11 protein-coding genes are annotated in these 14,365 nt (G+C 43.8%); 7 read left to right on the top strand and 4 right to left on the bottom strand.

Features of this window, described 5'->3' with window-relative positions; translation table 11 throughout:
- Positions 1-290: 290 nt before the first annotated feature.
- From tig to FNC98_RS11010, 7 genes are all read left to right on the top strand, one after another.
- The gene (tig, locus tag FNC98_RS11040) at positions 291-1,595 is read left to right on the top strand and encodes a trigger factor (protein ID WP_143581292.1); all 1,305 of its coding nucleotides are present in this window, start codon (positions 291-293) and stop codon (positions 1,593-1,595) included.
- A 92-nt stretch (positions 1,596-1,687) separates the two neighbouring features.
- Complete coding sequence (clpP, locus tag FNC98_RS11035; RefSeq protein WP_409574550.1) at positions 1,688-2,305, top strand: ATP-dependent Clp endopeptidase proteolytic subunit ClpP; 618 nt, start codon at positions 1,688-1,690, stop codon at positions 2,303-2,305.
- Between the two features lie 108 nt (positions 2,306-2,413).
- Complete coding sequence (gene clpX, locus FNC98_RS11030; protein ID WP_143581291.1) at positions 2,414-3,694, top strand: ATP-dependent protease ATP-binding subunit ClpX; 1,281 nt, start codon at positions 2,414-2,416, stop codon at positions 3,692-3,694.
- 234 nt (positions 3,695-3,928) lie between these two features.
- Positions 3,929-6,277, top strand: a complete 2,349-nt coding sequence (gene lon, locus FNC98_RS11025) for an endopeptidase La (RefSeq protein ID WP_143581290.1) — start codon at positions 3,929-3,931, stop codon at positions 6,275-6,277.
- A 282-nt stretch (positions 6,278-6,559) separates the two neighbouring features.
- Positions 6,560-6,832, top strand: a complete 273-nt coding sequence (gene hupB / locus FNC98_RS11020; protein WP_136735967.1) for a nucleoid-associated protein HU-beta — start codon at positions 6,560-6,562, stop codon at positions 6,830-6,832.
- 373 nt (positions 6,833-7,205) lie between these two features.
- Positions 7,206-9,122 (top strand): SurA N-terminal domain-containing protein, encoded by a 1,917-nt coding sequence (locus tag FNC98_RS11015; protein ID WP_143581289.1) that lies wholly within the window; start codon positions 7,206-7,208, stop codon positions 9,120-9,122.
- 196 nt (positions 9,123-9,318) lie between these two features.
- Complete coding sequence (locus FNC98_RS11010; protein WP_143581288.1) at positions 9,319-10,002, top strand: hypothetical protein; 684 nt, start codon at positions 9,319-9,321, stop codon at positions 10,000-10,002.
- Between the two features lie 30 nt (positions 10,003-10,032).
- On the opposite strand, the gene FNC98_RS11005 is transcribed toward FNC98_RS11010, so the two are convergent.
- From FNC98_RS11005 to FNC98_RS10990, 4 genes are all read right to left on the bottom strand, one after another.
- On the bottom strand, positions 10,033-10,968 hold the full coding sequence (locus tag FNC98_RS11005) for a LysR family transcriptional regulator (RefSeq protein ID WP_143581287.1): 936 nt from the start codon (positions 10,966-10,968) through the stop codon (positions 10,033-10,035).
- A gap of 31 nt (positions 10,969-10,999) precedes the next feature.
- Positions 11,000-11,899: a YdiY family protein gene (locus tag FNC98_RS11000; RefSeq protein ID WP_143581286.1), complete on the bottom strand. Its 900-nt coding sequence runs from the start codon at positions 11,897-11,899 to the stop codon at positions 11,000-11,002.
- A 144-nt stretch (positions 11,900-12,043) separates the two neighbouring features.
- On the bottom strand, positions 12,044-13,108 hold the full coding sequence (gene fba, locus FNC98_RS10995; protein WP_143581285.1) for a class II fructose-bisphosphate aldolase: 1,065 nt from the start codon (positions 13,106-13,108) through the stop codon (positions 12,044-12,046).
- Between the two features lie 69 nt (positions 13,109-13,177).
- Positions 13,178-14,362 (bottom strand): phosphoglycerate kinase, encoded by a 1,185-nt coding sequence (locus FNC98_RS10990; RefSeq protein ID WP_143581284.1) that lies wholly within the window; start codon positions 14,360-14,362, stop codon positions 13,178-13,180.
- Between the last annotated feature and the right edge of the window lie 3 nt (positions 14,363-14,365).

The raw sequence follows: 14,365 nt of genomic DNA, 5'->3' as shown, positions 1-14,365 counted from the left end.
GTAACTGAACCTCGGCCCTAACTCTGAGTTGTGCACAAACTTAATGGGATTGGTATTAGTTTGCAACCTCTGGCAGGCGTTTGTTAACTATTGCCCAAAAGCTGTTTACTCTTCTCTGTAGCCTCGCTATAATCCCGCGTCACATAATTTTAATCTTGTTGGTACTTGGAATTTCCAACTATTAGCACTAAGCATCTTTCATGGAATTTTAATTGTCGGTTCAGGCGATTACTTAAGACCAAAAAGATGGATGAAATGGCGTCGAAAACGTCAGAATTTGAGGTATGTAAATGCAAGTTTCAGTTGAGACTACTCAAGGTTTAGAGCGTAAATTATCAATTTCTGTTCCAGCCGAGACAGTAGATGTAGAAGTTAAGAATCGTTTGCGTCAAATCGCAAAGACTCAAAAAATTAACGGTTTCCGCCCTGGTAAAGTGCCACCTTCTGTGATCCAGAAGCGCTATGGTAAGTCGGTTCGTCAGGAAGTTGCTGGCGAATTAATGCAGCGTCACTTCGTTGAAGCTATTGTTGCGGAAAAATTAAACCCAGCTGGTCGTCCTGCATTTGTTGCCAAGAGCAACGAAGAAGGTAAAGAGCTAGAGTTTGAAGCGACGTTTGAAATCTACCCAGAAGTAGCGCTTTCAGGTCTGGACAAAATCAAGGTTGAGAAACCGCAAGTTGAAGTAACTGACGAAGATTTAGATGAAATGTTTGTTACGTTACAAAACCAGCACAAAACCTGGAAAGAAAACAAGCGTAAGACCAAAAAGGGCGACAAGCTTAATATCGACTTCAACGGTCGTGTAGACGGCGAAGAGTTCGAAGGTGGTAAAGCTGAAGGTTTCGAACTAGAGCTTGGTTCAAACCGCATGATCCCTGGTTTTGAAAAAGCTATCACAGGCATGAAAGTCGGTGAAGAACAAACTATCACTGTAACTTTCCCTGAAGATTACCACGCAGAAAACCTGAAAGGTAAAGAAGCTGAGTTCGACATTAAAGTAAACAAGACGGAAGGTCCTGTATTACCAAAAGTTGATGATGAGTTCGCAAAACTATTTGGTGTTGAAGAAGGTGGTGTTGAAGCTCTTCGTGAAGAAGTACGCAAGAACATGGAGCGTGAATTAACTCAGGCAGTAAAAGCTAAAGTTAAAGAGCAAATCCTTGATGGTCTTGTAGAGAACAACGAAGTTGAAATTCCTAAAGCTTTAATCGATCAGGAAGTTGACGTATTGCGTCAGCAGGCTATGCAACGTTTTGGTGGTCAAATTGATCCGAAAAACATGCCACAGCTTCCAGCTGAAATGTTTACTGAGCAAGCAAAACGCCGCGTAGCGGTTGGTTTACTGCTAGGCGAAGTAATCAAAGTTAACGAGATGAAAGTAGATGATGAGAAAGTGAAAGCACTTATCGAGTCTGCAGCATCTGCTTACGAAGATCCTCAGGAAGTTGTTGATTACTACATGAACAACCAGGAAATGCTTCAGCAAATGCAACATGTTGCAATGGAAGAGCAAGCAGTAGAATTACTTCTTGATCAAGCAGATGTGACTGAAAAAGAAACAGCTTTTTCCGAAATCATGAATCCAAAGGCTTAATCACTGATTAGTGATTGACTTTGCTTCAAGCAATAGCTTAAATGGCTTATATGAGTGCATATAAGCCATTTTTTATTTTATAAGGATGATCATTGTTTACTTCTAACTTCAAACCCGGTGATATTGAAAGCGCATTGGTACCTATGGTGGTTGAACAAACTGCTAAAGGTGAGCGTTCCTACGATATTTATTCACGCCTCTTAAAAGAGCGTGTCATATTTCTTTGTGGTCAGGTAGAAGAACATATGGCGAACCTGATCGTGGCGCAGTTATTGTTCCTTGAATCAGAGAGCCCTGAAAAGGATATTTATCTCTATATTAATTCTCCTGGTGGCAGCGTGACTGCAGGCATGGCTATCTATGACACGATGAATTTCATTAAACCCAATGTAAGCACGGTTTGTATGGGACAGGCTGCTAGTATGGGCGCGTTCCTGTTATCGGCGGGTGAAAAGGGTAAACGTTATTGCCTTCCCAATTCACGGGTAATGATCCACCAGCCACTAGGTGGATTCCAGGGGCAGGCATCCGACTTTGAAATACATGCAAAAGAAATCCTGTCTATTAAGGAACGCTTGAATCGTTTACTGGCCGAGCATACTGGCCAGCCATACGAGAAAGTTGCTGAAGACACCGACCGTGATAACTTTTTGAGCGCTGACGATGCGGTTGAATACGGATTGGTAGACAGCATCCTAAAACAACGCTAACCCCAGTGTTTAGCATTGAGATTTACGTAATCTGTGAAATACTTATACATAGCGATTGTTGAGTAGTCGCCAATTGGCAGTCAACATTAACGACGAGGTACTGACCGTATGACCGATGGTATTAAAGGTAGCGGTGATAACGAAAAATTATTGTATTGTTCCTTCTGTGGAAAAAGCCAGCATGAAGTTCGCAAATTGATTGCGGGCCCGTCCGTATTCGTATGTGATGAGTGTGTTGAGCTTTGTAACGATATTATCCGAGAAGAAATCAAAGAAATTTCGCCGAAAGCTGATACTGAAAAGCTTCCAACTCCTATCGAGATCCGTGAGCATCTGGACGAATATGTTATCGGTCAGGATCACGCTAAAAAGGTACTCTCCGTAGCGGTTTACAATCATTACAAGCGCTTGAAAAACGGTGACGTCCATAATGGCGTTGAGCTGGGCAAGAGTAACATTCTGTTAATCGGTCCTACCGGCAGCGGTAAGACATTGCTGGCTGAAACGCTAGCGCGGTTGTTAGACGTTCCATTTACGATGGCCGATGCGACCACCCTGACAGAGGCAGGTTATGTTGGCGAAGACGTTGAAAATATCATCCAGAAGCTTTTGCAAAAATGCGACTACGATGTCGAGAAGGCGCAACGTGGTATTGTCTACATTGACGAGATTGATAAGATTTCCCGCAAATCTGACAACCCATCTATCACTCGTGACGTTTCCGGTGAAGGTGTTCAACAGGCACTTCTGAAGCTCGTTGAAGGAACCATCGCTGCAGTTCCTCCTCAAGGTGGACGTAAGCATCCGCAGCAGGAATTCCTGCAGGTAGATACTTCAAAAATTCTATTCGTGTGCGGTGGCGCTTTTGCTGGCCTGGATAAAGTCATCGAGCAACGATTGTTAACTGGTACCGGGATTGGTTTCGGTGCTGAAGTCAAAGGCGAAGATCAGAAGAAATCTCTTACCGAACGCTTTCAGGAAGTGGAGCCGGAAGATTTAGTGAAATACGGTCTGATTCCAGAGTTCATAGGTCGTTTACCTGTGGTTGCAACCCTAAGCGAGTTGGACGAGGATGCGTTGATCCAAATTCTTCAAGAGCCTAAGAATGCGCTTACCAAACAGTTCACCGCTTTATTTGATATGGAAGGTGTAGAACTGGAATTTAGGCCCGATGCATTGAAAGCGATTGCCAATAAAGCCATGGTCCGTAAAACCGGGGCTCGAGGATTACGCTCTATCGTTGAAGGTGTGTTGCTAGATACCATGTACGATTTACCGTCCAGTCAGGATGCCACTAAAGTTGTGGTTGATGAAGCGGTTATTAAAGGCGAGAGCAAGCCGCTGGTAATCTATCAGTCTGCTAAAGAGCAGCAGGCAAATGCCGAATAAACGGTGAAAAAGTTTGACGTAAAGGCCTCCAGTTTGGAGGCTTTTTTGTTGATACGAAACGATAAAATGAGATTATCATCTTGTTGCGGCAATTATTTTTATTAACACGTTGAAACTCCTGTCCCTATCCCCATATACTCATTAGAGCCTAATTAAATCCGCTCACTGAGGTAGTTTTCATTCCATACCTCCATTCAAGTTGAGTGTGGTAATCACTTATTCCAAGAGATATTCATGACAAAAGAGCATTCAGGACAGATTGAAACCCCCGTATTAGCCCTGCGCGATGTCGTAGTTTACCCACAAATGGTTATTCCATTATTTGTTGGACGAGAAAAATCGATTCGTTGTCTTGAGCAGGCAATGGATACGGATAAAAGAGTATTTTTAGTAGCGCAGAAAGATGCCAGCGTCGATGATCCAAGTCCTGATGACTTGTATCAAATTGGTACCGTCGCAACGATTTTGCAGATGTTGAAACTGCCTGACGGCACCGTCAAAGTATTGGTTGAAGGCATTCAGCGTGCAACCATCGACGATTTTGTCGAAACCGAACAATCCTTTATTGCCAATGTCAGCTTTATCGCGTCAACTCAGGTAGACGAACAGAATTTCGAAGTTCTGGTTCGATCTGCGGTTTCTCAGTTTGAAGGCTACGTTAAATTAAACAAAAAGATCCCGCCTGAAGTATTAACTTCGGTTTCAGGTATTGAAGACGCCGAGCAATTGGCAGATACCATGGCCGCACATATGCCATTAAAGCTTGAAGATAAACAGCATGTTCTGGAAATCGTAAGCGTCAACGAACGTATCGAATATTTAATGGCGTTGATGGAAGGCGAAATTGATTTGCTGCAAGTCGAGAAGAAGATTCGTTCTCGAGTGAAAAAGCAAATGGAGAAAAGCCAGCGCGAGTATTACCTGAATGAACAAATGAAAGCGATTCAGAAAGAACTTGGCGACATGGATGAAGTGCCTGATGAAGGCGAGCAATTAGCGAAAAAGATTGAAGAAGCACAAATGCCTGCTGAAGCTAAGGAAAAGACCTTGGCTGAATTGCAAAAACTGAAAATGATGTCGCCAATGTCGGCAGAAGCTACCGTTGTGCGAAGCTATATTGACTGGATGATCAATGTACCCTGGAAAAAGCGTAGTAAGCTTAAGCGTAACCTTAAACTTGCAGAAGAAGTACTTGAACAAGATCATTACGGCCTTGAGAAAGTCAAAGAACGAATTATTGAATATCTAGCGGTACAGCAGCGTGTTAGCCAGTTAAAAGGACCGATTCTTTGTTTGGTGGGGCCTCCTGGTGTTGGTAAAACCTCATTAGGTCAGTCAATTGCTAAATCCACCGGTCGAAAATATGTGCGTATGGCGTTAGGTGGCGTTCGCGACGAAGCGGAAATTCGCGGTCATCGCCGCACTTATATTGGTTCGTTACCTGGAAAACTGATTCAGAAAATGGCAAAAGCTGGCGTTAAGAATCCGTTGTTCCTATTGGACGAAATCGACAAAATGTCGTCGGATATGCGCGGCGATCCGGCATCTGCATTACTTGAAGTGTTGGATCCGGAGCAGAATAATAACTTTAACGATCACTATCTCGAAGTTGATTACGATTTGTCAGACGTGATGTTTGTTGCTACGTCTAATAGCATGAACATCCCGGGGCCATTACTCGATAGGATGGAAGTTATTCGTCTGTCAGGTTACACCGAAGATGAAAAGCTAAATATTGCCCGTCGTCATTTGTTATCTAAGCAAATTAAACGTAATGGCTTGAAAGATAAAGAAATTGAAATCGACGATAGCGCCATTATTGGTATTATCCGCTTCTATACCCGTGAAGCGGGTGTACGTGGATTAGAGCGCGAAATATCTAAACTTTGTCGCAAAGCGGTGAAGAAGATCTTACTGAACGATGACATTAAGACGGTTGCAATAAATCAGGACAACCTTGAGGAGTTCCTTGGCGTACAACGTTTCGACTATGGTAAAGCCGAAGATGAAAACCGAATTGGTCAGGTAACTGGTTTAGCCTGGACGGAAGTTGGCGGGGAATTACTCACGATTGAAGCTGCCTCAGTGCCTGGTAAAGGAAAGTTAACTTACACCGGTTCTCTTGGCGATGTTATGAAAGAGTCGATTCAGGCGGCAATGACAGTGGTGAGAAGCCGTACCGATAAACTCCGTATTAATGAAGACTTTAACGAAAAACGCGATATTCATGTGCATGTGCCTGAAGGGGCAACACCGAAAGATGGTCCAAGCGCCGGTATCGGTATGTGTACAGCATTAGTATCGAGTTTAACCGGAAACCCGGTGAAAGCCGATGTGGCGATGACGGGTGAGATAACTCTTCGTGGTGAAGTACTAGCGATTGGTGGACTAAAAGAAAAACTGCTTGCCGCGCATCGTGGTGGCATTAAAACCGTGGTTATTCCTAAGGATAATGAGCGCGATTTGAAGGAAATTCCGGATAATGTGAAGGTTGATTTATCGATTCACCCGGTAAAATGGATCGATGAAGTATTAGGTTTGGCGCTCGCTGAGCCAGTAGAAAAGTGGTCTGCAGGCGAGTAAACGGCGAATTTTTGTTAATAAAATCCCTTTTTTCGTACTTTTTGTAAAAAAAATTGAATTTAGGGGTTTTCAAACAATAAAAAAGTGGTAGTCTGGAAATCGACGCCACGCTATCCCCCGACAAAGCTTAGTGAAGCAAGGGATTAGCTGTTTGTTCATAAGATTTTTAGTAAAATTTTATTTTTGGAACCTGGGGCTTGCTTTAAAAAAAAATGCCTGATATAAAATCCTCAGAGCGTTTTTAACAAGCTCCGTATAATAACAAATAAAGGGGAAGACATTGTGAATAAGTCTCAACTAATCGAGAAAATTGCAGCGGGTGCTGATATTTCTAAAGCTGCTGCAGGTCGTGCGCTAGATTCTTTTATCGACGCGGTATCTGACGAGTTAAAAGCTGGTGAGCAAGTTGCTCTAGTTGGTTTCGGTACATTCTCTGTACGTGACCGTGCTGCTCGTACTGGCCGTAATCCTCAAACTGGTGCTACCATTGAGATTGCTGCAGCTAAAATCCCATCTTTCAAAGCGGGTAAAGCTCTTAAAGATGCAGTAAACTAAGATTAGTTTCCTGAATTACGAAAAAGCTGGCTTATGCCAGCTTTTTTTATGCCTGATGGAAAGTTATTCGCTCCGATCAACATTAAGTACTGTAATGTTACTTCAAAATTCTCGTTATAGTTTTTAACTTGTTGTTTTAATTTGATAATACTAATCACTGACACAAAGTAAGGTCAACGAAACCGTTAACCTTTTTTTAACTTCAATTATTCATAAATTTACAAATTTGATGGATATTTTTGAATGTTAATTAGCCAGTAACTGCGACCTGGAATTGCGAGATATTTTTTTTAATATTCACTAGGAGCAAAGGGGCGCTTTTGCTACAATCAGGCGATAAATTTTTAAGGTCCTGTTTTAAAAAGAGACACTCATGTTAGAAAGAATTAGAGAAGGCTCAAAGGGAGTTACTGCTAAAGTTATTCTTGGTTTGGTAATTGCTACCTTTGTTTTTGCTGGTGTAGGAAGTTATACCCAAAGCGTCGATACTTCGTTAGCAACGGTTAATGGTGAAGAAATTAGTCAACAAGCGTTCCAGGAAGCATATCGCGTGCAACGTAATCGATTACAAAACCAGTTTGGTGAAATGTTCGCTACTCTGGAAGCCAACGATGCGTACATGGCGAACCTGAGAGAAAGCGTATTGGAGCAACTGATCGATGAAGAACTGTTAGACCAGAATGCCGAACAATTGAAAATGCGTATCGGCGATGCGCAGATCAAGCAGCTTATTGTAGACATGCCTGAATTCCAGTTAGATGGACAATTCGATAATGCACGTTTTCAGGCGTTGATTCAGCAAAGTGGTTTTTACGATGCTTCTTCATTTAGCCGTTACCTCAACGAACGACGCGTCCGTCAACAACTGGTTGAAAGTATCAGTGCAACAGAGTTTGCGCTTCCGTATCAGCAGGAACTAGCGGTTAAACTTCTTAATCAGACTCGTGATATTCGTTATGCGGTTCTTTCAACAGAAGGGATGAAGCAAGGTATCGATGTTACTGATCAGGAAGTTGAAGAATTCTATCAGGCTAACCAGGGCCGTTTCGCGACCCCTGAAATGATCAAGCTTGAGTATGTAGAGCTTAATATTGAAGACTTAGCGAACGATATTTCGGTAACCGAAGAGCAAGCTGCTGAATATTATGAAGAAAACAAATCTTCTTATACGAAACAGGAACGTCGCCGTGTTGCTCATATCTTAATTGAGTTTGGTGAAGACAAGGCTGCTGCTCAAGCCAAGGCTGAAGAAGTGCTTGCTAAAGCTAAAGCTGGCGATGACTTCGCGGCTCTGGCGTTAGAGTATTCTGCGGATACATTCAGCGCCGAAAATGGTGGTGATTTGGATTGGCAGACCCAAGGGTCTATGGACGAAGCTTCAATGGGTGATGCGTTATTTGCCGTTACCTCTGAAAGCCCTGTAGCCGACTTGGTTGAAACCGATTATGGTTTCCATATCATCAAGATGACCGACATTGAAGAGCAACAGATCAAGCCTTTTGAAGAAGCAAAAGAAGAGATTCTTGCGACTATCAAAAACGATCAAGCCCTTGAACGCTTTTATGAGCAACAGTCGACTATGGGTGAGTTAAGCTTTGAAATCTCTGATTCTTTGGCAGATGTTGCTGAGGCACTAAATACCGAAGTCAAAACTACAGATTGGTTAACTCGCTCGGGTAACTTACCACCATTTAACGCTCCTGATGTGATGAGCATTGCTTTCTCTGCTGAGTTAAAGGATGAAGGTTTGAACTCTGAAGTGATTGAAGTAGCTCCTGAACAACAAGCCCTGGTTATCCGTGTTGCTGATTATCAAGATGCTGATACTAAGCCACTGTCTGAAGTAAGAGCTGAAATTAACCAGCAATTAATTCAGGAAAAAGCAACTGAAATCGCTCGTAATAAAGCCGATGAACTGGTCGATATTATCAAAGCAGGTGAAAGTGCCGAAGCGGGTCTTAGTGCATTAAATGCTGAATTTGTAGAACATGCTGCACTGTCACGACGCGATGCTACTGTTGAAGGCGCCATTGTACAAAGTGCATTCAGCTTACCGCAACCTCAAGAGTCTGCTTTGTCTGCTGGTAGCGTTGAACTTGCCAACGGAGATTACGCGGTATTGCAAATTGTTGCCGTTAATGAAGGTGCTGTTGATGAGATGGATGCAAACCTTGCCCAGCAACAACAGATGATGTTGGCACAATCGGCGTTTGCGACGTACCTAGAGCAATTGAAAGCGAATGCGGAAGTTGTTCGCAGGCTTTCTAAAGCCGACCCTGGTTTATTCTAAAATAACGCCAGAGAATATCGAATAAGGCCGCTTCAAGCGGCCTTTTTTATTTCTGCCAAATTCAAATGCTTTCACCTTACCAGGCTAACCCGCTGGCAAAGTTGGTTTTTTCCAAACTGTACTATACTTGCGGGGTAAAAATTTAATAAACGTTGTTTTATCGTTGTTTTCATATCCCGATGTTTGGAGTTGTAATATGAAATTGATTAACGTTTTCAGGATTAGCCTTTTAACGCTGTTGGTCGTATTCAGCTCCTCAAGTTTCGCGGAGCTCGTGGAACTTGTCGACTTTAAAAAGTTGGCAAAACAGCGAACCATCAATGCTAATTCGCAAAACTTCTCATTATCCCTGGACGTAATTGAGCCAGGACTTAGCCTGACTATAGATAACCCTGCAAACTTTAGTGAATTGCTCGACCCGGACAACGGACTGCTTGTCTGTCGGGGCAATCGTGGTTGTGGCGCCGAACCTCAGGATATCCTTGGAATCGGTGAGTTTCTGCAGTTTACCTTCACCTACAAGGGGCAGCCCGTAGATTTCAATGGACTGCAATATAAAGTCGAGCAAACAGGAGAGGGAGGTACCCTGTATGTTGTCAGTAACGATGGTAAAGGTAACGAACTCGGAATTGATACCTATCTGGAAGTTAATTTCGATTATTCCGGAGTGGAACGTGAAGGCGAAATATTTATTACCTCGATCTTTACTCGAGTCCCCGATGGCAGTGGAGGAGATTTAACTGGACCTACAGGCCCGGGGGGAGAAAACGGTAGTGGTCCTGATGAAACCGGGCCACCAACGCAAAAGATTCCGGAGCCGGGCAGTTTGTTCTTACTGGCCTGTGGAATAATATTGACCCTGAAACGTCGCTGGTTATAACGCGATTACATAAAACATTATTGTTTGTAGTTAAACTAGCTTTGCGGCTTCGATCACCTGTTGTCGAAGCCAGATGTGGCTGGGCTCATGATGAATTAATGGGCTCCAGATCATTTTAATCTCAATATCGGGGATAGCAAAGGGCGGCTTTTCTACTCTGTAATTTGGTCGATGAGCATAGATATTTGCGGCCTTACTAGGTAAGGTAGCAACCAAGTTGTCGTCGTGCGCAAGTTGCATGGCAACCTGATAGTTGCGGGTGAATAATTTTATATCGCGCTTTTGATCAATGCTCGCCAAAGCTTCGTCTACCCAACCAAGTTTTTGAACATCCTTTGGGTTCATGCCAACGCCAACACCGAATCCAGTTTTCGAAACCCAGACATGTTTGGCCCGCAGGTAACCTTCTAGTGTCAAAGGATTAGGCAGTGGGTTGTCACTATGGGTGAGGCAGGAAAAACTGTCTTGCCACAGCACTTTCTGGTGAAACGATTGTGGCAATTTCTCGAAGTGGTTAATGGCCATATCAATTTTTCCATTTTCAACATCGACAAAATCGACGTCGCTAGGGGTCATGATATCCAGAGTGATGCCCGGTGCTTGTTCATTAACTAATCGCAACAGAGGTGGAAGTAGCGTTGAAGCGGCATAATCGCTTGCCATGATTCGGAATAATCGATGGCTGGCTTGCGGGTTGAAGCTATCCACTTTTTGCAGGGCATCGGTTAAATCATGAAGGATTTTTTTTAATTTCGGAGCCAGCTTACGAGCTTTTTCGGTTGGCTGCATACCATCAGAGGTTCTTACCAATACCGGATCATGTAACAACAATCGTAGTCTTTTCAGGTTACTACTCATTGCCGGCTGGGTAATATTCAATTGCGCGGCTGCACGACTGACGTTTTTTTCACGTAAAAGCACGTCAAACGCTACGAGTAGATTGAGATCAATATTCGCTAGATTCATAGCTCTACCTTACTCGTAGGATGAGGAATTATTAAATACTGTATACCAGAGTCAGTGAGGTTTCAGTACGGGTTTTCTGAATGTTTCCTGTTACCTTACTGTTGTAGTCGACGGTAAAGGCAAATTTCAATGCCAGTGCATCCACTAGTTGTGTACTGAAAGCACTGATCGATTTGTATTTGCTACTTTCACCACTTTTGGGAGCAATTTCGGCACTAACAATTTGTTTAAACTGGATCGATTCGAATACCCGGGTTTCATAGGTAGCAGCGGTACGAACGATAAACGCTTTCTGGGTTTTGCTATCTCCTGGTTCTGGAGTGTTGAGCTCATCAATCTTATAACCCGGACCTATCTCAGCGTCGAAATAGGAAATGTCATCTTCGAACCAACGGCGACCCCAACCAGCAGCAACTGAACTTTGATATTCGTAACCATTAAACCTGTCATCTTCATATGAAGCGAAGCCAAACCCGTAGTTCTTACCACCTCTTTCGAAGGTGTAGTTACTTTGAATGGTCGAAGTCCATTTCTGATCTGTGGTTTCGTAATCGGATTCGTTGGTTTCTGAATCTTGCTGTTCGGTTTTGCGAATAAACAAATCAAGACGAACATTGGTACGTAGCTTGCCTCGTTCGTGATCTAAGTCTAGCCCTGTTTTTGCAAATGCTGAGTTACGAGAATCGGTTTTGAAAAATGCGCCGATCTCAAAAGCACCTGAATAAGATGAAGGGATGTTATTACACTCGGGAAGGGCAATATATTTTTCCGGTGGAATTTCATCGGTAAAGTTGTAGCAGGTGGGCTCTTTCTCATCATACAATGCGCGAACAAGTGCCTCATTTGCCTCAGAAATATCCTCTGCCTCCTGGGCAGCTAGCAATGGAAAAGAGAAGGCACAAAGGCCAACAAAGGTTATTATTCTGTTCATAGCCTTAACTGATGGTGTTGCATCAGCCTTGTTATTATTAGTGGGTTATGGGGCATTATACTGAAAAAAAAGGGGCCGTTGTCAATTAATTGACAACGACCCCGAGTTATTTTTAGCGAATATTGGTCAGAAGTTAATGTTTACTTACTTAACCAGAGCTTTCAGTTGCCCCTGGGCATATTTGACAGCCATATCATCGAGTGAAATTGGCTTAATCTTATCTGCCTGACCGGCGGTGTTAAACGCTTCATAACGAGCTTTACAGATTTCGTACATCGCCTGAGTACTTACCGTCAGGTATTTACGAGGATCGAATTCTGCCGGATTCTCTGCAAGAAAACGACGGATAGCGCCAGTGGAGGCAAGGCGTAAATCGGTATCGATATTTACCTTGCGTACACCGTTTTTGATACCTTCCTGAATTTGCTCAACCGGAACACCGTAAGTTTCAGGAATCGCACCACCAAATTCGTTAATTACCGCTAACCAGTCTTGAGGAACCGACGAGGAACCATGCATAACCAGGTGAGTGTTAGGGATGCGACGGTTTATTTCTTTAATTCGGTCGATCGCCAGAATGTCGCCTGTAGGCGGGCGAGTAAACTTATAGGCACCGTGTGAGGTACCACAGGCAATCGCTAATGCATCCACTTGCGTTTTGGCAACAAAGTCAGCCGCTTCTTCTGGGTCCGTCAGCAACTGATCGTGGCTTAAAACACCCTCGGCGCCAACACCGTCTTCTTCTCCAGCCATGCCAGTTTCTAAGGAACCAAGACAACCTAATTCACCTTCAACACTTACGCCACAGGCATGAGCCATAGCGACCGTTTCCTGAGTTACACGAAGGTTATATTCATAACTGGAAGGCGTTTTTCCATCATCCATCAGGGAACCGTCCATCATCACTGAAGAAAAGCCCAGTTGTATTGAACGCTGACAAACCGCTGGAGAAGTACCGTGATCCTGGTGCATAACCACTGGGATCTCTGGAAACTCTTCGATTGCCGCTTGAATTAAGTGACGAAGGAATGGGGCACCTGCGTATTTACGAGCACCTGCAGATGCTTGCAATATTGCCGGGCTGTTGGTGTCTTTTGCGGCCATCATGATGGCGCGAACCTGCTCCAGGTTGTTGACGTTAAACGCGGGGATACCGTAATCATGCTCAGCCGCATGATCCAGCATTTGCCGCATTGAAATTAAAGGCATTGAAATTCTCCTGCAATAATAAAGGGCGGCCAGACCGCCAGTAGTTTTTCTTTTGTTTTCGCCGCGCTGTTATTGTTGTTGTGATGCGCGTTCTTCAAGGATGGCAACTGCGGGTAACTTCTTACCTTCCAGGAATTCTAGAAAGGCACCACCACCGGTTGAAATATATGAAACTTTATCGGCGATACCATATTTGTCGACGGCAGCTAATGTGTCACCACCACCGGCTATGGAAAATGCCTTAGAGTTTGCGATTGCTTTGGCGACAACTTCAGTGCCGTTACCAAATTGATCAAATTCAAAAACGCCAACAGGACCATTCCAGACAATCGTGCCTGCATTTTCCAGGATGTTAGCTAAAGTATTGGCCGAATCCGGGCCAATATCAAAAATCATATCTTCGTTGTTTACATCAGAAACTGATTTGGTAATGGCAGTTGCTGATTCTGAGAATTCATTACCAACAACAACATCAGTTGGAATAGGAATATCACCGCCGGCTTGCTGTGCGGCATTTGATAAGCGTTTTGCTTCATCGATTAAGTCTTCTTCATATAACGACTTACCTACGCCATGGCCCTGTGAGGCAATGAAGGTGTTGGCGATACCGCCACCAACGATTAACTGATCAACGATACCTGACAACGAGTCAAGAACGGTTAGTTTTGTCGATACTTTAGAACCACCGACGATCGCTACCATCGGGCGGGCTGGGTTATCTAATGCCTGACTTAACGCCGATAATTCGTTAGCCAGAAGAGGACCTGCACACGCAACTGGTGCATATTCAGCGACACCGTATGTGCTGGCCTGCGCTCGGTGAGCCGTGCCGAAAGCATCCATGACAAATACATCACATAAGGCGGCTAACTGTTTGGCCAACTCTGGGGAGTTTTTCTTTTCGCCGCTATTAAAGCGTACATTTTCAAACAAAAGGACTTCATTATCCTGTTGTTCCACACCATTTAGATAATCGGAGATCAAACGCACCGGAGTGCCTAGAGCATCTTGCAGATATTCAGCAACGGGTTGCATTGAAAACTGTGCATCATACTCGCCTTCGACAGGACGGCCTAAGTGAGACATCACCATGACTTTTGCGCCTTTTTCAAGGGCTAGCTTTATTGTCGGCAGAGCGGCCTTTAATCGGGCATCGGAAGTAATTTGACCATCTTTGATCGGTACATTTAAATCTTCGCGGATCAATACCCGCTGGTTTGCTAAGTCAAGTTCAGTCATTTTGATGACAGACATGAT

Source organism: Thalassotalea sp. PS06, assembly GCF_007197775.1.
Lineage (GTDB): Bacteria > Pseudomonadota > Gammaproteobacteria > Enterobacterales > Alteromonadaceae > Thalassotalea_A.
Note: the sequence above shows the minus strand (reverse complement) of the source record. Positions and strands in the feature narration are given on the sequence as shown.